The organism is Coleofasciculus sp. C1-SOL-03 (assembly GCF_040220555.1).
Classification (GTDB): Bacteria; Cyanobacteriota; Cyanobacteriia; order Cyanobacteriales; family Coleofasciculaceae; genus Coleofasciculus.
This window is the reverse complement of record NZ_JAVJUO010000007.1, coordinates 13,335-32,223: the sequence shown is the minus strand read 5'-3', so window position 1 is coordinate 32,223 and position 18,889 is coordinate 13,335. Positions and strand designations below refer to the sequence as shown.

Below are 18,889 nucleotides of genomic sequence, written 5' to 3'. Positions count from 1 at the left end.
CGGTGCAAAGTGCAAGACCGTGGCACCTAGTCGAGTGGCTGCTTCTTGGGGGGTTAAACTAGACATTGCCTGACTATATCATAGAAAATGTCTAGTTATGTCACTAATTGTCTAGATATTTACGGACTGTTAGTTAACCCTATCAGAAGTCAAAGCCGCCGCCACCGCCTTCGTGTCCCAGCAGGGACGCCATCTGGCGGATCGGGGTCGCACCTTCACCGAACGCCTACTCACCCTATCCGCCCACGCTCGTTCCATTCAAGAAATCACCCGTAATCCCTTACTCCTCGCCCTACTCTGTGATTTATTCGCCCAAGAAGGCAACGTCCCTCCCGACTTAACCGTCAGCAAACTCTACCAACGCTATTGGCAAGAAAAAATTGCCTATAGCCGCATTGATGATAGCCATTCCTCTGTCCTCGCCATTACCAAAGAACAATTCTGCCTCACCCTGGCGCAAGCCCTGTTCCAGATGTCCACCGCCAAACTGTGCGAATCCACCTATCGGGATGAACTAGGGATTCAATTCACCGCCCCCCTCGCCACCGCCTATGATGATCTCCTCAGCGAAGGCGTCTTAGAACTACTCCCCTCCGGCAAAATCCACTTCTTCCACCAAACCCTGCTGGAATACGCGATCGCCTACTGGCTGACTCGCCATTCCGCCCAACCCCAACGACATCAACTCCTGCAAAGCCTCAACGCCAGTGATACCAGTAGTACGCCAACCCATTGGTGGCCCATCATCCGACAACTGCTGACCATTGTCGAAACCGAAGCGGAATTCGAGCAAATCCAAAACCAACTGGATACCCGTGATGTCGCTGCCTTCGGCACCCTTGCCTTCGCCGCCGCCTCCCGCAACCGCCCCGACGCCTTACTCAACCTGCTCCCCACCGCCCTAGAACTGGGTGAAGCCTACCAAAAACGGTTGCGTCTGGCGTTAGAGTCTGCCCCCCGCCAACTGGCATTAGAACTCTGGTCAGCGATGCTGACACTGCTGCAACAGGGCGGACACACCACCGCCGTCAATACCGCCAAAAGTATCAGTGGCTTACTCGCCCGGTGGCCCGACATCCTCCTATCCCGCTTAGACGAAGCCCTGAATGCCATTGCCCACCGCACCGCCACCAACGCCATTAGCGATCGCAGTATTACAGATGACCGCTCTTTAATTGGCGGCTGGTTACTTCAGCAGTGCTTTCCCATCCTTAAGCAACAGGTAAACCTGGATGCCTTAGCTGCCCTGAGAAAGCATTATCCCTTACTCGGTGCCAATAGCGCTGGTGAAGTCCTAGCACTGCATCTAGCCGAAGGAGTCCCCAGAGACGCCCAACACGCCCTCTTAGACACCCTACTCCAAGCCCCCCTGGGTCGCTCCAAAACCCTGCAAGACGAGATCACTCATTTCTGGTATCAAAACAATTAAACGAGTCGAGACTCACCAATCAACGTTGCTGGATCAGATTTTAGCCTGTGATTGGTGTACCCCAGACATTACCAGTGTGATTCTTGAGATTAAGGGAGCCTAAGGACTTAAGGTTTACAGCCATTCAAGGGAGGCATAGCCTCAACCGAGGCATTTCCTTATCGAACTTGGTAACCAAATAGAGTAAAGTCTTATTTTCTTTTGACCTTGAGGTAGGGTAACTTTCACAGTGCGATCGCCTTTTTTATAACGTTTCGTTACCTTACACAAACAACTACGAGTAATTGCCTCATACGCCGAACGCACGACACCCTTAAGCGAACTACCCGGAATCAGCAATCGTTTATCCCGTTCAATTGAGGTTTTAATCAGAGGAATCCTACGGGTTTGGTCAGATAAATCGCGACCTCTCGTTCCCGAACCTGCCAATCTTGTCCTACAGATTCAAATCCCGGTTTCTCACCAATCGTACTCAAAAGAAGTACGCTAAACTTTTGTCCCTGTTTTTTCCAGCGCAGTTCGAGTTCACAATTAAACATCTGCCCCTCTGGAGAGGGAAAATCATCCGGTAATTGATTGACAATTCCACTAACTTTGTGACTCCAGCGCAGAAAATAGTAACTCGGTGAAGTTATTGGCTGTTGCAATAACGTTCTTAACTGTTCCTCTGTAAGCAGCTTTTCACTAACACCAACAAACGGAGTCATGCGGCTGTTTCCTCCAACTTCTGACGCCAAGCGCGAACCGATTTGACAAATAAATCAGGGACTCCAGCTTCATCATTACCTTGCCAGCTTAACTGCACCCCAAACCCCAGAGACATTGATTCAGCACGGATAGGAGTTGCTTGGATATCGTTAGCCGGGAATCCGTAATTTTGCCGTTCCTTCTCTTCTAGAAAAACTCCCGCACCGAGCAACGAATTGTGCGACCATTGGTTTTGGCTGCCGATACTGTGGATGCGATCGCCTTCTAGGATACAACCCGGATATTGAACAACAGCAGAGTTTAATTTCACCTCAACCATTCCCAAGCCGCGAGACTTAGCAAACCCTAACCCAAACCAGCCTTCATTTAAGTCTCGTAATACTAAGCCGATTAATCCCAATTGTGCCAAGGAGAAGTTTTTTAGGTGGATTTTGGTTTCAAACTCTCCCCCTGTACAAACCTGGTAATTAAAGGGACCTACTGCGACAGAACCAAATACTCGGTCAATGGCTACCCCGTTGCGTTCTTCAAGTTTTAACTGACTTTTATCCACCGGATAAGCATCCTCAATTCTGACGCGACTGGCGATTGAAGTATTGCCAAACATTTGGTCAGTAAATGATGACTGTTTGTACAGTTCTGAACTGGGTAATGGTTTACCGTCATTGTTGAGATAATCATAATTATCCTTTAACGGGTCATTCGCCCAAACCGTATTCAGGTTATTGGGTTTAAAATCGCGTCCTACTGTCCTGACAATTCGTTCAGCATGAGCGCGAATCGCCCCTTTGAGGGAACTTCCTGGCAAGTAAATCGAACGTCCGCCAGCATGATAGGTTTCCACAAACTCCATATTAGGTTTAGTCGGATCAGCGCCTTCTTTGCCTGATTTAATCAGAATCGGTCCGTCGGGGATTAAGGTTAAATGAATCCTGCATTGATTAACTAATCGTTTGTGCATCGTCTCAACTATGGAAAGAGTGATATAGGGTTAAACAGGAACTAGCTCATTAAGTTGTGATTCGCATTCTTGGAAAACATAGTTTACCGCAAGTTGTCATTTACAGTAGATTAAGCGACAATCAAGGTATGCTAAATCTGAACTACACCTATCGAATTTATCCTGATGCTGAACAAGTCGAGTCACTAAACGAATGGCTCGAAACTTGTCGGGGACACCCTACACCCTACACCCTACACCCTACACCCTACACCCAGTAGTACCCTCAAGTTCCTTGTCACCCCCTCAGATGAGGTGGATAGAGATATAGCCTCAGCACAGGAAATCTGTAACCGAGGTTATGAGCAATTGAGTACCCAGGGACTCTGGGGGAAAGAAATTGGCTTGAGAGTCGGGCTGTCGGGGGCATGGGTCCTAGATAAGTGGCGCAGGGCAGCAATGTCTAACAGCGATGTTGGAAGCCTACACCGTAATCTCTGATTCAGTGTAGGAGGATGTCACTAAATTGGGCTGATTGTACCAGTTTTTGTTAGTCCCATCGGTGTTGTCGAGCTTCATTGACTATCCCTTGAGCCTCTTCGAGTGAAATATTGTAGCGATCGCTCAAAAGTTGGGGAATGCGATCGCAGTCGCGATTGGGATTCAATTTTGGTTGATGGGAGTAGGAAGGCAGTGCAACATTACATAAAAAAGGCTTATGTTGCGCCTGTAGTTGAAGCGGTTCAAGATTCTGAACTTCGCGTGAATTTACAAAAAATAGCAAGGCACCACTGAGGTTAGCATCGCTGAGGTTGGCATCGCTGAGTAAGGTACAGTTGAGGTCGGCATCGCTGAGATTAGCATATTTGAGGTTGGCACCACTGAGGTTGGTATATCTGAGGTTGGCACCACTGAGGTTGGCATATCTGAGGTTGGCACCGCTGAGGTTGGCACCACTGAGATTGGCATTGATAAGGTCAGCACCGCTGAGATTAGCATATTTGAGGTTGGCACCACTGAGATTGGCATTGATGAGGTCGGCACCGCAGAACTCTGCACCGCTGAGATTGGCATTGATGAGGTCGGCACCGCTGAGGTCGGCACCACTGAGGTCGGTACGGCTGAGATTGGCATTGATGAGGTCGGCACCGCTGAGATTGGCATTGATGAGATTAGCATTGATGAGGTCGGCACCACTGAGGTCGGCACCGCTGAGGTCCGCTGTTTTTGTATTTCTGTTAGCCCTGCGAAAATTGAGCAACAGGAAGACTCCACCGGCAACCATCACAATCGCCCCCATACCGCTGATGAGGGTTTCACGGTGTGGGTGATCTTGGGTCGTGTTCTCGTTGTGGGATAGGCGATCGCCATCCGGCTGAAGTCTACTCTCGGAGAGTAACCACAGCCACCACACCATCCCAATAAGGGCTGGAGTCGCGATCGCTCCAATCACCCACCACTTGTTGATCCTTATCTTTCGCTGCCACTGCTTGGATCGCTCCCGCATTCTTTATACTCCCTCAATACTGAACACATTATTAATTCCCGGAGAGCGGGAATGCTCTAATCTTTATGCACGCTTAAACAGTAAACTCTTTCCCCCAGACCCTATATAATCTGGGGTTTTTGGGGTATTAGGGAATGCGATCTCTACTTTACCAAAAATGGAGATGACCATTGCTTTGCCCTGGTAGCCTCGTCCTAATAAGTGAGTGACAATATCTTGGGCGATTTCCTCTCCCGCGCCTCACCATTCAGAACTTCCAACGCGATCGCCTTAAGCTTGAACTAACATTTCCTCGGTCAATTTGTAATGATGTAAAACCATCAATTGGTTAGCCTTTAATGTCTCTATAGCATAAGCACGACCATTCAAATCGCTAAACTCAACTTCAAAAACTCCTGGTTCGTAGACTTCAACAATCGTTCCCACTTGACCTCGATATAATTCTAACTCAGGTAAGTCTTCCAGAAGTGCCACCACATCCAATAACTTAATTTGTGGATTCATAGTCCTTTCCCATTTCTCCTTACAGAACAAAACAAGTAACCAATCGCGGAAAATCTTCCTCATCGCGAACCAGCCAAACACTGCGAACCATTGCCTGTTTGTCCTCTCTAACCATCAAAAAATCTACTCTATATTTCTGCCCGTATGGATTGCGTTTATCGAGAACGGCATCAGTTGTTTGGATAGCTTGCATCAGTGCACTTCTTAACTCATCAGCATCATCAATCCCAATCCCTAAAGCCGATTGAAAAACCCGCGCTTTGTGTTGACCATCTGAATGTCTCTGATTGAGACAGTAACCTGATAGTTCTTCCTCATCAATAATAGCTTGTTCGGGATGGGAAAGTTTCATATAGCAATAGGTTAACGTATCAAGTATTCAAAAGTTGTGCTACATTCTCTGCTATCCTCTCCTCCAACTCCCGCGCCTCACCATTCAGAACCTCCAACTCCTCATTTAACTCTTCCAACCGTTCGGCAAAATCAAAATCCTCCGCTTCCTGACGTTCCGTTACCCCCACAATTGTCACTTGCATCACCACAAGCATCAAGTTAGGATGCGATCGCGACTTTACCCGAAACCTGAAACGCTGTCGGGTTGGAGGTTTGACGGGTTGCGGGAGGGAATGCGATTAGCTTCGCTACTGCCGAAGGCGATCGCGACTTTACCCGAAATCGGACACGCTTGTGATAACCACCCCAAGCGCGTTTGTCCGAGACCAAACGTCGTTTTATGACCCGTCCCGCAGTACGGCGCAAGTTGACCCAGTGCCGTAAAAAGTCTGTTATAAGGGTTTAAGGCTTGTTAACATAACTTCATAAGGTTGAGTTTATTTCCACCAACCTACTTAATGCACTCGTCCGTTATCCTGGGATTCGTAAAATAAAGACTCTTGACGGCTTTTTGTGGGCCAATCTTCATTCTCACCGCCGATAATTACTCGTTCAATTTGAACGTATTCTTTAGACAGTTGCTTTAGGGCATTGATCAGAACATCAAGTGCGATCGCATCGGATGTGCCTAAGTCAAACCAGCAGCGTCCCCAGGTTCCCCGATAATCGAAGTCTCCTTGATTATGCATCAGCGCCATAAGGGTGCTGTCGGTTTCTCGGTTTTCATAGTCCATATAGCTTATATCTACACCCGTCTCCTGCACTTGCAGGTTTTCCGCATCAAATCCGCCCAATTTTCCCAGGTAAAACCATGAATTGAACAATTCTTCAATATAATCTTTTTCCATGGGGGACGGAACAGTGGCAAACTCTAGCCAGATCCACAAATCGAATGGGTTATACTCGCGAAACTCTACCCGCATAATTCATCAGTTATCTACAAATTTGACAGGGTTCAACTGAAACAGGGAATCGGCATCAAGACTCATCGCTGGGAATTCTAATTTAATTTCCTCTCCCTCAGCTTCCCCAGCTTCCAGACGTAGCATGCTACGTCTCTACATTGCTTCCCCAGCTTCCCCAACAGAAACGGAGAGGGTGGGATTCGAACCCACGGACCTTTTGGGTCACTCGATTTCAAGTCGAGCGCATTCGACCACTCTGCCACCTCTCCAGGCTTATCTATCATACCAAGCCTGAGCGCTCATGGCGACTGTCTGGACACAAATTGTTCACTAACGGGTTGAGGACGGCGATAGAGAAACTCTTCTAGAACAACAGAATCGTCATTCCCTACCCAAACCAGAGAAATTGAAGCCACCCCATCTTCTTCCAGAGACACCAGCGAAAAATTCCGCAGTCGGTTTGTTTGCGTTTGTACAATTCGGGGGACACTGGCGGAATTCAGATACACCGTTCCCTCGGAACTGGTGGTTACAATTGTTCGCAATCGCTTAGTTGTGTGGCGTAATCGGTGATGCATGTGACCGAATGTGACCAAAGGAATCTGTTTTCCCAGCGCCTGAACTTGGGCGATCGCGGTGGCAAAATCTGGGTCACCATGATCACCACCCACGGGATGCCAGTCCCTGCCACAAGGCGATTCGGCTTCCTCACCTAACCCCGTTGGTCCATTATGACCCAAAAACAGAATCCTGTTGTATTCTGTGGCTTTGGCGGCGGCGACAATTCGGGCAACGGACTCCTCAAAACTGTTGACCCCATACCAATCCCGATAGAAGTCTTGATTTTTCCACGCTGATCCGCCCCAACTAAAGGGACGAGCGCCGACAACCGAAAGTTGAAGTTCGGGAAAATCTAGATATCCGTACCCCACATGGGCATCTCCTAGCGCCTCTAACTGGTCTTGTAACCAGTTTTCCTGTTGACGGTTGTATGGACATTTTTTCCGTCCCCAAGCCGATGCCGTATACCAAGCATCGTGATTTCCCAGAATCACCGCTTTCGGCAGATCCACGGAAGCCACTTGCTGCACTACTCCCACCGACTCGTTGCCAAAATCCCCGACAAACAGCACTAAGTCAACGCCTAAGCTTTTCAGTGCGATCGCGTCTTCTGCTTCCCATTGGTCGTGAACATCACCAACGACGGCAATTTTCAGAGATGGCTGATTATAACTGGTCATATTCACTATTAGAATAAATGTTGCCGTGAAAGTCTCTATCGTTCCTCTTGTCGAGTCAATTGTATTAATCAAATGATTTGAATAATATCTGTATATTCTGTCAACAACTCATCGTAAGTGAGGCTATCATCTTGACTTTGAGGACTCCAAAGCAGTTCCACTGTCATCAAATAGTCAGGGCGAACTGACGCCAATTTTTGTAATGCCTGATTCAGGGCTTCTGCTGAACGGATGTCGCCAAATAAGGGACGATCATCTGCCGTTCCCACTAACAGCGTCACGACAATATAAGCGGCTGGATCTTCCTGAGCATCGGGCATTACCGGAACTTGTTTCCGCACTCGTCCGCCAACATTGCTGAGGGTTTCGGCACTAAATTTGCTGCGTTCTTCTACCGAAAGTTGGGTAAATAGGGTTTTAGCGTCCTCGATATCAACGCTTTGGGAACGACTTAATACATGACTCCAGGTATCGGAATGACGCAGCAAGATCAAGGCTGATTCTTGCAGCAATTCCAGTAAGCCTTCGCGAGTCGTTGTATCCACAGTTAAGGCGAGTTCCGATAACTCGGATTGCAAGTTGGGGGTGTGAGCAAATAAGGCGACCTGTAATTTACTTACGGTGACAATATCATTGTCTAGCTCATTAGTGGCAGCTTTTCGACGTTTTAGCAGAGACAAAATTAACTTGATGAGTAGATAAATGACCAGGAATATCCCGACACCAAAAAATAGTAACGCGATGAAGACGGGTAGAGGGTTTGCTGATTTAGTAGAGTTCGCCACTTGAGTTGAATTCGTGGCTGGCGCCGTAGCAGGCGGTGGAGTTGTACTGTCAGTTGATCCTGGATTGGTAAGGGTTTGATTGGGTTGTGGAGGCGGTGCTGAATCGCTTGTCGCTGGACTAGATGTTGAGGGATAATCCTGGAAATCATCATCGTCATTTTCGATTTCAATTTCCAGTTCCCCGGAACGATGTCCGTGTCCATAAGATGGGTGAGGAGTACGACTGGGATGGGTTGACGAATGACTGGGTTGATGGGGCTTGGTTGGAGTCGAGGTTGGAGATTTAGGTTTATCTAATGTCCCGCCACGGACTCGTCCTCCGGTTGTTCCCCGATTGGTCGGATGAGACTGAGATGGAGATGTTCTCGACGATGATGGGGGCGAGGATGAACGGCTAGGGGAAGATGAACGGCTAGGGGAAGATGAACGGCTGCTACTGCTGGAACCTGAACGGGAGGGTGAACTACTGCGACTAAAGGAACCACCACCGCTGCGTCCCCCACGGCTTCTGGCATAGGCGTCATTACGGAGATCGAGCAATGGACTGATGCGATCGCGCGATACCTCTAGGTCTACACTGTTAATTAGGCTCAAACAAAGAGCGGTGGCAAATACGCTTTTAAAGGTTATCCGTGGTAGCCGACTCATGAAATTCTCCCGATGCTACTCCCTTAGCTACAATTCTAGCTTTTTGCGGCAAATCATCGGTAAAACTTGCCCCGACAACGTTGATCCCAAACGCAGGTGAACCGGAAACTTTACCAAAACTTGATGGTTCTGGGGTAGGCATGAGCGCCTGATCGGACATAAATTAAATAAGGGATAAAATAACCTGACTCAGCAAACTCCTATTCTTTCGTAGTGTATTCATGAATTCCCCACCCCCAGAAACCATTCCTTTTGTTGATCTGACGCTGCAACACCAGCCGATTCAAGCGGACATTGAACAAGCGATTCAGACGGTGATCCAGCGCGGCGATTTTGTTTTAGGTCAAGCTTTAGCCGAGTTGGAAGCCGCATTTGCGGCGGCGTCTGGTGCGGAGTATGGTGTCGGTGTCGCTTCCGGGACAGATGCGATCGCGCTAGGATTACAAGCGAATGGGATTGGTGTCGGTGATGAAGTAATTGTTCCTGCCAATACATTTATCGCCACCTTGATTGGTGTACTTGAGGCAAAGGCAACCCCCGTCTTAGTCGATTGTGACCCCAACACCGCCCTGATTGACCTGAATGCGGCGCAAAAAGCCATCACTCCCAAAACCAAGGCGATTATACCCGTTCACCTCTATGGTCAGATGGTATCACCGCCGCAATCACTCAACTTTGCCCATAGTCACAACCTGTTACTCTTTGAAGACGCCGCCCAAGCCCATTTAGCCCAACGGGACGGGTATCGGGCGGGTTCGGTGGGTAAAGCCGCTGGTTTTAGCTTTTATCCGAGTAAGAATTTAGGCGCGTTTGGCGATGGCGGAATCGTCCTGACGAGTGATCCCGATGTCTATAAAACTGTGCGATCGCTGCGGAATTATGGCGCACCCCGTAAATATTATCACTCAGAACTAGGCAAAAATAGTCGCTTAGATTCCATCCAAGCGGCGGTTCTCAATGCCAAGTTACCCCACTTACCCCAATGGAATCAGTCTCGCAACGCCGCCGCCCACTACTATGACCAATTATTAGCCCCCCTAGCCGACAAAGGGATTATCCCCATCCAAAACCAAAGCGGTACGGGTCATGTGTATCATCTGTACGTGATTCGGATTACCGCCGCCTGTTCCCTGAGTCGGGAAATGGTGCAAGAGAAACTCAATACCGCTGGGATTCAAACAGGTATCCATTATCCCCTCCCTTGCCATCTACAACCTGCTTATCACTATTTGGGGTATCAAAAGGGTGATTTCCCCCATGCTGAAACCCTGTGCCAGGAAATTTTATCATTGCCTATGTATCCTGGAATAAGTAACGCTCAAATTGAGCGAGTGGTTGATTGCCTCAATAGCCTGTTGTAACCGCATCTGGCGGCTGTAATTTCGGGGTACGATTATGCAACTTGGACAAAAGATTCCCACTGCTATTAACCGCCACCTGTGGGATGGTGCGATCGCAGCTTTACTGATTATCCTCTATGCGCCTCTACTGATTCACTGGTATGATGGTTGGCTGAATAAAAGTATTAGCATTGAACACGAATACTTTAGCCACGGTTTAATTGGACTGCCCTTCGCCGCCTATATCGCTTGGACTCATCGCCAGCAGTGGCAAGCCATACCGGATAAATCGAATTATATTGGGTTAGGATTACTGGCAGTTGGTGGCGTCTTTTATCTGTCGGGTCAATCGGAACTGGTTAATATTTCCTTTCCCACGGTTTTAGCGGGACTGTGTTTGTGGTTTAAAGGGATTCCGGGTTTACGCTTACAAAGCTTTCCCCTACTGTTGGTGATTCTGGCAACACCAACTGCCTTTCCTTATTTAATCGAACCCTACGCCTTACCCCTACAACGTTTTATTGCTGGAGTTGCCGGATTTGTTTTGATTCAATTTGGCATTGATGTCAATGTGGTTGGCATTAACTTATTTGTCGGCGGACGAATTGTAGAAGTTGCCCCTCACTGTGCTGGGTTAAAGATGCTGTTTACCAGTTTATATGTGAGTTTAATGCTGTTGTACTGGAGTGGGGCGTGGATATCCCGACAGAAGACGACACTCTTGCTCATTGGTGCAGTGTTGGTTAGTGTGATTGGTAATATTATCCGCAATACCCTACTCACATTCTTCCATGGCACTGGGATGGATGGAGCGTTCCATTGGCTGCATGAAAGTTGGGGCGGAGATCTGTATTCAGCGGGAATGTTAGGAATTCTGGTGATTTTACTGAAAGTCATTGAACGTTCTGTTGATGCCGAACCTCAAACGCCTGATTCTGTATCTGAGGGAGGTTAAAAAACGTTTGTATTTAGTCAGGGCGGGTTTTGTACAAACGTTACCATCAATAGCCAAGCCTAAAATCCCTAAACCCGCCCCTACACAAAATTAAAGACGCGCCATGACACGTTTGGAACACTCAAAACTCTTGCGCCCATGAAGGCAAATCTGATGAAATCCTCAAGACTGCACCAGGTGATTAAACGCCTGCGATTCAACCGTGCGATCGTGTTACTGTTGTTGTTGGTGATTGTCGCGATCGGGGCAGTACCCAGTTATTTTACAGGCAACTGGTCGTGGATTGAGCCACCCAGATTTGCTAATTTCAGTAGCATCAAAGTGGTGCAAATTGAGGGGTTAGAGATTCCGGGCTGGGAAACCCTAGAGCAACGAACTGTCACCTTAGGGGGGCATAAATGGTCATATCAGGAAATTCAGGGCGACTTGGATAAACCTGTATTGCTATTATTACGTCCTCCTAATGGTCCGATTGATCAACCTCAGGTTGAATGGATGGATATTAATGGTGTCTTTCAATGGAAGAAGGATTCCCATCAACGCTTAAAGTTTACCGTTGAAACCCAATCCCAGCAAGCGCAGGTTAATGCCCGTCTCTTTCGCGCTTGGACTCAACAGCAAACCTTTGCCGTTGTTCAGTGGTACGCTTGGGCGACAGGGGGTCATCCCGCTACCCGTCAATGGTTTTGGGTTGACCAAATTGCCCAGTTAAAGCGTCAGCGAGTACCATGGATAGCGGTTTCTATCCAGATTCCGATGGAACCGTTAGGGGATTTGGCAGACGCCAAACCTATCGCTGAATCTCTCAGTCAAACTGTGCAAAAGGCATTGATGACAGAACCGTTGGCGGGAGAGGATTAAGGGGCGCTGGGGGAGCTCATAAGGGTGAACAAGGGCAGGTTTTTTTGAGCCATTATTCGGTGAGGAGGGCGGGTTTTGTTGTTCATTTAGCGGTGAGTTATCGGTGGGGAGGGCGGGTTTTGTTGTTCCATTATTGGTGGATATTTGAATTGAGTCCCTAAACCCGCCCCTACAATTGTGGCTAAACCTGCCCCTATAATTAGCTGATGTGGAGGGAATAATTTTGACTAAGGTTAATTGGTATGCGGTCGGCACATTAATTGCAATTGGCTGGTTAGGACAAATTAATTCAATCGCTTGGGCAACATCTCAGAGAATAGCAGAACCCTCAGCACCAACAACCAAAAAAGAACATGCCCAAATTCCTACCTTGCCACCTCCACAAGACATTAATAGCCCGACAGAGGGAGTTAATATTAATGTGCCTGATCCCTTTGCGCCACCGCCCCCCCTGGGTTATCCAGAAGAATCACCGCAAAGAGTTCCGGATACTCAATTTAATGAATATGTTCTCGGTATTGGCGATTCCATTGCGGTGACAGTGGAACGCTTTGCTGACCTGAATTTTTCCGGCACAATTGATTTACAAGGGAATGTCTTAGTTCCCTTAGTCGGTAAAATTAACGTTCTCGGACTTACTCCCGACCAAGTTGAAGGGAAACTAGCCGCCGCGTATAGTGAATTTGTGGTTGACCCTGATGTAACGGTGGTTCTAGCCGGATTGCGTCCCGCTACAATAACTATTGCAGGTGAAGTGACTCGACCGGGTTATTATTCCCTAGCACCCGGTTCCCAGCTTACAGCGGCTCTACAAGCGGCTGGCGGAACCACGAATCTGGCTGACTTGCGTACTGTCATCGTGCGTCGGCGTTCTCCTGTGGATAATTCAATTATTGAACAACAGATTGATTTATTTACGCCGCTGCAAAATGCGACAGCCTTACCGGATGTGCGTCTCCGGGATGGGGATTCTGTTGTCGTGTTGGAATTAGAAACCGGGACAACCACGGATTATGACCGCAGTCTCGCCTCTCGCTCAACGCTAGCGACACCGCAAATTACGCTGCGAGTCTTGAGTTATCCTAATGGTCGAATTGGCAACCTGAATTTACCCAATGGCAGTAATTTTATTGATGCGTTGACCTCGTTAGCGCCAAGTTTAGACGATGCGGATTTAGGTGAAATTGCCTTAATGCGGTTTGATCCGGAACGGGGTAAAGTCGTGACCCAGGAGATTGATGGGAAGGCTGTTCTCATGGGGGATTTGGCGCAAAATGTCCCCTTGCAGAATGAAGATGTTATTGTGGTTGGTCGTAGCCTTATCGCTAAAATCAACTATGCTTTGCGTTTAGTGACTCGACCCTTTAGTGATTTTCTGGGATTTCGTAACTTTTTTGAAAATGTCGGAGATGTGTTTGGCTCAGGGGATGATAACTAGGGCTGGCTGAATCAGCATTGTAGTAGAGACGTGCCATGGCACGTCTGGGAGCTGGGAAGAGATGCAATTTGTTATCCGGACAAGACGTTGCTCGTTGAATGGCTGCGCGATCGCATGTCTTCGGCTATCCTCTTACAGAGGTGCTGAGCTAGAATACAAGCACAGACACTTTGACATCATTAATTTCTTTCAATTCAGTATACCCCCATTCGGTGCATACTCTCCTAGACTCCGCTTGCACGACTTTGCTTGCACGACTCGTTAGCCTGAAATTGCTATGACTATCCCCTTAATTAAACGCTATTTAATCGCCCTTGATCGCTATAAATTTATTGGTATCGGTATTTTCGCGCTAATTACTGGCGGTTCGGGCATTGTGGCGATTATGCCCTCTCCTCCCAGTGCTGTGTCTTACGAAGCGGTGGGAATTTTGTCGGTGACGCCTCCGGTGAGAACCTTTTCAGAAACCGGAACCCAAATTCAGCAGCAGGGGGTGCAACTGGGAAAGGAGAATCTGTTAGAGGAGAACGTGATTAAAGCTACCTCTATCGCTGTGGGCGCTGAACCAAAAGAGATCATTGATAATGTAGATTTGAAGTTCGACAAGTCTGGAGGAGAGGGAGAAGCCGCGATTCCATCAATAATCGGAGTGTTTTACAACGATGATGATCCCGAACAAGCTGCCAAAACTGTAGAAGTGCTGATGCAAAAAATGATCGAGCAAAGTCGCTTGATTAATAGCGGACGACTGCAAGCGATTATTGAGTCAATTGAAACACGCTCAGCCGAGGCGGAAGCAGAACTAAGACAGGCACAAGCGGAACTGGAAACCTTTAACCGGATTGAAGGCGCTGCCTTAGCCTTAGCGGAAGATAACAGCTTGCTGGCACAAATTAATGCCAACCAACAGCAGCAACGCCAAATTCAACAGACTCTAGAAGGAATTGAGAGTCAGATGGCTAGCTTGCAGAGGCGGTTGGGGTTGACGGCGGATCAAGCTTATACCAACTCAGCCCTGAGCGCTGATCCCACCATCGCTGGCTTGCGCGGACAATTGCAACAAATTGAAACTCAGGAAGAACTGCTCAAGAGTCAAGGGTATAAAGACGAACACCCAAATGTGCAAGAGTTACAGCGACAGCAACGCACGTATGAGGCAATGCTGGCACGACGAGCCGCTGAGGTGATTCAGGGGAACGGTAGGGGTGAAGCTTTAACCCCGCCGCAAATCCGAGCCGATAGCAGCCTTGACCCCGCCCGGAAACAGTTAGCTGATACATTGGTGTCATTATCAACTCAACGCGATACCCTACAAGATCAACTGGAAACGACGAAGCGGATTGGACAGGAACTGCTTCAGGAATACCAACAGATTCCCACCGCGCAGCTTGAGCAGGTGCGCTTGACGCAGAAGTTTCAGCTCAAACAAGACTTCTACAACAGATTACAGGCATCACTCATCGATGCTAAAGCCGCTGAAGCGGAAACCGTGAGTTATCTCAGTGTTGATCAGCCTCCGAATGTCCAGAAGAAAGGCGGGAAAGAATCCACCAACCCAATTGTCATCCTTGCTGGGGGAACCTTTGTCGGCTTAGTCGCGGCGGCTGGCGTGATTCTCATCTTGGCTATCTTGGATAGCAAACTCTATGCCGCCAAAGAAATCCAGCAATTGCTGGCACAACATGATGTCCCTGTCTTGGCAGAATTGCCTGTAGTGATGAGCATTGACCCTGATTTGGGACAAACGGGTATTTTGCTCAAGTCAAGTTCACCCTATTTAGATGTGTACGAACGGTTCCGCAGTAAGCTTTGTAGTGGGGAGAATAAATCCTTGAAAGTGGTGTTAATCGCCAGCACGGTTAACGGAGAGGGCAAAAGCACTACCGCTTATAATTTAGCGATCGCCTCAGCTCATGCGGGTAAGCGTACTCTATTAATTGAAGCCGATTTACGCTCATCCTCCCACGCCCATTTCCACCACGTTATCCCTGAACCGGAAGCGAAGTCTCAACCCTTACCCTACTACGGCTCTAAAACTGCCTGTATTCAATTAGCCCCAAATATTGAGAATCTCTATATCGTACCCAGTCCCGGACCCCAAAAACAAGCCGCTGCTATCCTAGAATCGCGAGAATTTCAACAGCTTATCAGCGATGCTCGCAATCGCTTTGACTTTGTAGTTATTGATAGTCCAGCGCTCTCCCAGTTCAACGATACCCTGTTACTCGAACCCCTAACCGATGGGATGGTACTCGTCACCCGACCGGGTTACAGCGACAAATCCATCCTGAATCTGGCCGCTCAAGAATTAACCGAAACCGAGCCATCACCGTTATTAGGGGCGATTATCAACGGTGCGGATACCTCGATTCCAGTCAGCGCTACTGAGGTTGAGGAGGATATTGAACTGGAGTATGAAGACGAAGACGAAGACACCTTTGAAGATGAGGAATTAGAAGAAGAACAAGAGGAGCCAATTCCCACAGGGGCTACAAGGTCTTAATGGTCATTTATCATTTGTCATTTGTCATTCGTCATTTGTTGATTGGGGAAGTCACCTTGGTAGGGGCGCAAAGCTTTGCGCCCGATTCAATGGTAAAGTCGAGTCCACAATTTTAGCTGTGTCATATCGGCAGTAACCCAATTGCCAGGTTAACCTGTTGGGTTTCGCGATCGCTCTACCCAACCTACACCTGCTTTCAGCCCGAAACTCTACCGTAAATTACCGTAAATACCCCACCCTCTACACCCCACACCCTCGTTAATACAAATGATAGAATAGAAATGTTAAGTTTTGTATACTTGTATCAATCTCTGTGGTTTGGCAACTTTCCTCATTACCGGAATCCCCATCGATACCCAATCAAGACCGTCTTTCCCGTTGGAGAGAGAAACTCATTGACAATTTGCCCCAAACCAAAAGAATTACCCAGCAGATCATCGCCGCAATTGGCGTTGGCTTACTCTTTAGCTGGCTGCATGTCCCCGTCGGTTGGCTACTGGGTCCGATGCTGGTGGGAATTGGCTACGCAATCAGTCTAGGACGCCGCCAACCCTTACCTTCAAGCTTTAAACTCATTGGACAAGTGATTGTCGGTTTAGTAACAGCCACTCGCTTTTCTCCAGAAACCATTAGTGTGGCAACAACTTACGCCGTACCTTTGTTACTCTGTGTTTTGCTCACCGGGAGTCTGAGTCTATTTAATGGGTATCTCTTAAGTCGTTGGGCTGGGATTGATCGCACCACCAGTTTACTCGGATTTATACCGGGTGCAGCCTCCAGCATTGTGGTCATGAGTGAAGAAATGGGAGCAGATGCGATCGCGGTTGCTCTACTTCAATATATCCGAGTCTTGCTGGTTGTGTTACTCATGCCTAGCGCCGCTATCCTGCTGGTTCCCGCCAACCCCGATACGCCAGTCACCGCCACTGTCGCCCCAGCCAGCACCTTGACAACCCTACCCCTAGCATTAAGCCTTTTAATTTTAGCCGGGTGCGGTATCCTGGGAATTTGGGCAGGCAAGCGATTCCGTCTACCCTCCCCTGGATTTTTCGGTCCCTTTCTGGTAGGATTAGCCGCATTTTGGGCATTGCCAAATCCAGTACAAATGCCTCAACCTCTATTCGCCGGTGGACTATTGCTGATTGGATTATCGGTTGGCGTCCAGTTTGACTGGCAAACCGCCCGTAAACTCGGCAAAGCCGTCTTAATTGAAATCGGATTAGTCACGGGGTTAATTATCCTCTGTTTAGGGATTGGCTATGGATTTCATTGCGTCACCGGTGTGGATATGGCAACAGCTATTTTAGGATTCACACCGGGGGGAATTGAGGCAATGGTGGCTACGGTAATGCAGTTAGGGGGTGACACGGGATTGGTATTAGCCATGCAATTAACCCGGATGTTAAGTATCATTATGATTGCCCCTTGGTTAGTAGCGTTTTTGGTTAAGCGTGCCAACGCTGCCAATGATCAGTCCTATCACATCGAACCCGTTATCACTCCAGAAAAATCCACCCTTAAGCCGGATTTTGACTCTGTTCCAGCGGGAAAGTAGAACGCAATATCTCATCGACCGTCTCTAGCGTCAGTGGTTGTTGGTCAGCCAAGGCTTTAATCGTCTGAGTGATTGCCTGAATTTGGAAGGGGTCGAAGTCTAATCCCAATTGACTGGCGCGATTGGCGATCGCATGGCGTCCTGTAAGTTTATGATTAATTAAAAAGGAACGGGATAGTCCAAAATCACTGGGATCAAGGGATTCGTAAGTCTGGGGATTATTTAACATGGCTTTGGCATGAACCCCCGCCTTATGGTTAAATGCGGCTGAACCGATAATATAATGGTTCGCCGGAATTGCCATACCCACTTTATTGGCGACCAATTGATGTAGCGCTAAAAGGTGGGGTAGGCGATATTTCCACTGCAATTGTTCCGGGTTAACCGTGTAGAGACGGGCGATGAGTCCAGCCAGAGGGGTGATCCCATTCCGTTCCCCAATCCCCAAGACTGTGGTATCGATATGAGTTGCACCCGCTTCTAGGGCGGCGTAGCTATTCGCGATCGCACAACCTGTGTCATTATGACCATGGAATTCAATATCGGTACTGGTATGGTGACGCAGTGTCTGGACTAAATTATAGACTTGATTCGGAGTCGCGACACCCACGGTATCCGCTAAACCAAAACGATTGACGATTCCGAGTTTATCAATGGCAGAATAAATCTGGAGCAAATCGGGAAGGGAACTGCGAAAGGAATCTTCTGTAGAGAAGCGCAACTCTGTTTGCGGACTTTGTTCATGAATAAAGGTAATAACGTCTGCTGCCAAATCCAGAATTTGATCAATACTTTTACCATGACCAAACTGGCGCAGAAAACGGGACGTACCAAAGAACAGATTAATCCCGTTAACGCCTGTATCGAGTGCTACTTTTGCATCGTCTAAATGACAGCGAATATGAGTCAGCACTTTGGCGTGCAAACTCAATTGAGCTAAATGCTGACAATCTTGACGGGATTGCGGTGAAGCACAAGGGGAGGTGACTTCAATATATTCAACGCCGAACTGGTCAAGCGCCTGAGCAATTTCTACTCTATCCTGTGATGAAAAGTTGGCATCACCAAATTGTTCTCCTTCCCGTAGTGTCGTTTCTATAATTGAAAATTGACTCAGTGACATTGATGGTGTCCTTTTTTAGTGCTAACTAATCACATCCATATCTATAGTATCGGA

Annotated in this window: 19 protein-coding genes, 1 tRNA gene and 3 pseudogenes; 8 read left to right on the top strand and 15 right to left on the bottom strand. The window is 48.0% G+C overall.

What is annotated here, in order from left to right; genetic code table 11:
• Positions 1 to 172: 172 nt before the first annotated feature.
• Positions 173 to 1,429 carry a hypothetical protein gene (locus RIE73_RS00875; protein WP_446399377.1) on the top strand — a complete coding sequence of 419 codons (1,257 nt, stop codon included), beginning with the start codon at positions 173 to 175 and terminating at the stop codon, positions 1,427 to 1,429.
• 141 nt (positions 1,430 to 1,570) lie between these two features.
• Here RIE73_RS00875 and RIE73_RS00870 read toward each other — a convergent pair whose 3' ends face one another.
• Genes RIE73_RS00870 through RIE73_RS00860 form a run of 3 tightly spaced genes read right to left on the bottom strand, consistent with a single transcriptional unit; the run spans position 1,571 to position 3,098 of the window.
• Positions 1,571 to 1,768, bottom strand: coding sequence for an RAMP superfamily CRISPR-associated protein (locus RIE73_RS00870; protein WP_446399376.1), 198 nt, complete (start codon positions 1,766 to 1,768; stop codon positions 1,571 to 1,573).
• 29 nt (positions 1,769 to 1,797) lie between these two features.
• Positions 1,798 to 2,136 carry a hypothetical protein gene (locus RIE73_RS00865; protein ID WP_446399375.1) on the bottom strand — a complete coding sequence of 113 codons (339 nt, stop codon included), beginning with the start codon at positions 2,134 to 2,136 and terminating at the stop codon, positions 1,798 to 1,800.
• Positions 2,133 to 3,098 (bottom strand): RAMP superfamily CRISPR-associated protein, encoded by a 966-nt coding sequence (locus tag RIE73_RS00860; protein WP_446399374.1) that lies wholly within the window; start codon positions 3,096 to 3,098, stop codon positions 2,133 to 2,135. The genes RIE73_RS00865 and RIE73_RS00860 overlap by 4 nt, the downstream gene beginning before the upstream one ends.
• Positions 3,099 to 3,226: 128 nt before the next feature.
• On the opposite strand from RIE73_RS00860, the pseudogene RIE73_RS00855 reads away from it, so the two are divergent.
• A pseudogene (locus RIE73_RS00855) lies at positions 3,227 to 3,313 on the top strand (helix-turn-helix domain-containing protein); the annotation flags it as partial.
• Between the two features lie 314 nt (positions 3,314 to 3,627).
• Here the strand turns inward: RIE73_RS00855 and RIE73_RS00850 are convergent.
• The 11 genes and pseudogenes from RIE73_RS00850 to RIE73_RS00800 all read right to left on the bottom strand — a co-directional run bounded on the left by RIE73_RS00850 (position 3,628) and on the right by RIE73_RS00800 (position 9,202).
• Entirely contained in the window at positions 3,628 to 4,584 is a 957-nt protein-coding gene (locus tag RIE73_RS00850) for a pentapeptide repeat-containing protein (protein ID WP_446399373.1), read from the bottom strand.
• Between the two features lie 270 nt (positions 4,585 to 4,854).
• Positions 4,855 to 5,076, bottom strand: a complete 222-nt coding sequence (locus RIE73_RS00845; RefSeq protein WP_446399380.1) for a DUF4926 domain-containing protein — start codon at positions 5,074 to 5,076, stop codon at positions 4,855 to 4,857.
• 31 nt (positions 5,077 to 5,107) lie between these two features.
• A complete protein-coding gene (locus RIE73_RS00840) occupies positions 5,108 to 5,440 on the bottom strand; it encodes a DUF6883 domain-containing protein (protein ID WP_446399372.1) in 333 nt (110 codons plus the stop codon).
• 19 nt (positions 5,441 to 5,459) lie between these two features.
• Positions 5,460 to 5,609, bottom strand: a pseudogene (locus RIE73_RS00835) (SAM-dependent DNA methyltransferase); the annotation flags it as partial.
• A 31-nt stretch (positions 5,610 to 5,640) separates the two neighbouring features.
• Complete coding sequence (locus tag RIE73_RS00830) at positions 5,641 to 5,811, bottom strand: hypothetical protein (RefSeq protein ID WP_446399371.1); 171 nt, start codon at positions 5,809 to 5,811, stop codon at positions 5,641 to 5,643.
• Positions 5,765 to 5,878 (bottom strand): annotated as a pseudogene (gene cas6 / locus RIE73_RS00825) (CRISPR system precrRNA processing endoribonuclease RAMP protein Cas6); the annotation flags it as partial. The pseudogene cas6 and the gene RIE73_RS00830, both read right to left, overlap by 47 nt.
• Positions 5,879 to 5,936: 58 nt before the next feature.
• Positions 5,937 to 6,404, bottom strand: coding sequence for a DUF3531 family protein (locus RIE73_RS00820; RefSeq protein WP_446399370.1), 468 nt, complete (start codon positions 6,402 to 6,404; stop codon positions 5,937 to 5,939).
• Between the two features lie 167 nt (positions 6,405 to 6,571).
• A tRNA-Ser gene (locus RIE73_RS00815) sits at positions 6,572 to 6,655 on the bottom strand.
• A 30-nt stretch (positions 6,656 to 6,685) separates the two neighbouring features.
• Complete coding sequence (locus RIE73_RS00810) at positions 6,686 to 7,627, bottom strand: TIGR04168 family protein (protein WP_446399369.1); 942 nt, start codon at positions 7,625 to 7,627, stop codon at positions 6,686 to 6,688.
• Positions 7,628 to 7,695: 68 nt separating this feature from the next.
• Positions 7,696 to 9,060 carry a DUF1517 domain-containing protein gene (locus tag RIE73_RS00805; RefSeq protein WP_446399368.1) on the bottom strand — a complete coding sequence of 455 codons (1,365 nt, stop codon included), beginning with the start codon at positions 9,058 to 9,060 and terminating at the stop codon, positions 7,696 to 7,698.
• Positions 9,032 to 9,202 carry a hypothetical protein gene (locus RIE73_RS00800; RefSeq protein WP_446399367.1) on the bottom strand — a complete coding sequence of 57 codons (171 nt, stop codon included), beginning with the start codon at positions 9,200 to 9,202 and terminating at the stop codon, positions 9,032 to 9,034. The genes RIE73_RS00805 and RIE73_RS00800 overlap by 29 nt, the downstream gene beginning before the upstream one ends.
• Before the next feature lie 79 nt (positions 9,203 to 9,281).
• Between RIE73_RS00800 and RIE73_RS00795 the strand changes: the two genes are divergently transcribed.
• From RIE73_RS00795 to RIE73_RS00770, 6 genes are all read left to right on the top strand, one after another.
• On the top strand, positions 9,282 to 10,421 hold the full coding sequence (locus tag RIE73_RS00795) for a DegT/DnrJ/EryC1/StrS family aminotransferase (protein WP_446399366.1): 1,140 nt from the start codon (positions 9,282 to 9,284) through the stop codon (positions 10,419 to 10,421).
• A 34-nt stretch (positions 10,422 to 10,455) separates the two neighbouring features.
• On the top strand, positions 10,456 to 11,355 hold the full coding sequence (gene crtB, locus RIE73_RS00790) for a cyanoexosortase B (protein WP_446399365.1): 900 nt from the start codon (positions 10,456 to 10,458) through the stop codon (positions 11,353 to 11,355).
• Positions 11,356 to 11,508: 153 nt separating this feature from the next.
• Entirely contained in the window at positions 11,509 to 12,216 is a 708-nt protein-coding gene (locus RIE73_RS00785; protein WP_446399364.1) for a cyanoexosortase B system-associated protein, read from the top strand.
• Positions 12,217 to 12,439: 223 nt separating this feature from the next.
• Positions 12,440 to 13,654 (top strand): polysaccharide biosynthesis/export family protein, encoded by a 1,215-nt coding sequence (locus RIE73_RS00780; protein WP_446399363.1) that lies wholly within the window; start codon positions 12,440 to 12,442, stop codon positions 13,652 to 13,654.
• A gap of 277 nt (positions 13,655 to 13,931) precedes the next feature.
• Positions 13,932 to 16,157, top strand: a complete 2,226-nt coding sequence (locus tag RIE73_RS00775; RefSeq protein ID WP_446399362.1) for a GumC family protein — start codon at positions 13,932 to 13,934, stop codon at positions 16,155 to 16,157.
• A gap of 313 nt (positions 16,158 to 16,470) precedes the next feature.
• Positions 16,471 to 17,712: an AbrB family transcriptional regulator gene (locus RIE73_RS00770; RefSeq protein ID WP_446399361.1), complete on the top strand. Its 1,242-nt coding sequence runs from the start codon at positions 16,471 to 16,473 to the stop codon at positions 17,710 to 17,712.
• On the opposite strand, the gene lysS is transcribed toward RIE73_RS00770, so the two are convergent.
• Complete coding sequence (gene lysS, locus RIE73_RS00765; protein WP_446399360.1) at positions 17,675 to 18,835, bottom strand: homocitrate synthase; 1,161 nt, start codon at positions 18,833 to 18,835, stop codon at positions 17,675 to 17,677. The genes RIE73_RS00770 and lysS overlap by 38 nt on opposite strands.
• Between the last annotated feature and the right edge of the window lie 54 nt (positions 18,836 to 18,889).

Bases quoted from the DNA above. Each gene is read 5' to 3' on its own strand.
- crtB (WP_446399365.1), top strand. From the start codon at position 10,456: ATGCAACTTGGACAAAAGATTCCCACTGCTATTAACCGCCACCTGTGG.
- RIE73_RS00860 (WP_446399374.1), bottom strand. From the start codon at position 3,098: ATGCACAAACGATTAGTTAATCAATGCAGGATTCATTTAACCTTAATC.
- RIE73_RS00775 (WP_446399362.1), top strand. From the start codon at position 13,932: ATGACTATCCCCTTAATTAAACGCTATTTAATCGCCCTTGATCGCTAT.
- RIE73_RS00785 (WP_446399364.1), top strand. From the start codon at position 11,509: ATGAAATCCTCAAGACTGCACCAGGTGATTAAACGCCTGCGATTCAAC.
- RIE73_RS00800 (WP_446399367.1), bottom strand. From the start codon at position 9,202: ATGCCTACCCCAGAACCATCAAGTTTTGGTAAAGTTTCCGGTTCACCT.
- RIE73_RS00810 (WP_446399369.1), bottom strand. From the start codon at position 7,627: ATGACCAGTTATAATCAGCCATCTCTGAAAATTGCCGTCGTTGGTGAT.
- RIE73_RS00820 (WP_446399370.1), bottom strand. From the start codon at position 6,404: ATGCGGGTAGAGTTTCGCGAGTATAACCCATTCGATTTGTGGATCTGG.
- lysS (WP_446399360.1), bottom strand. From the start codon at position 18,835: ATGTCACTGAGTCAATTTTCAATTATAGAAACGACACTACGGGAAGGA.
- RIE73_RS00850 (WP_446399373.1), bottom strand. From the start codon at position 4,584: ATGCGGGAGCGATCCAAGCAGTGGCAGCGAAAGATAAGGATCAACAAG.
- RIE73_RS00865 (WP_446399375.1), bottom strand. From the start codon at position 2,136: ATGACTCCGTTTGTTGGTGTTAGTGAAAAGCTGCTTACAGAGGAACAG.
- RIE73_RS00795 (WP_446399366.1), top strand. From the start codon at position 9,282: ATGAATTCCCCACCCCCAGAAACCATTCCTTTTGTTGATCTGACGCTG.
- RIE73_RS00805 (WP_446399368.1), bottom strand. From the start codon at position 9,060: ATGAGTCGGCTACCACGGATAACCTTTAAAAGCGTATTTGCCACCGCT.
- RIE73_RS00840 (WP_446399372.1), bottom strand. From the start codon at position 5,440: ATGAAACTTTCCCATCCCGAACAAGCTATTATTGATGAGGAAGAACTA.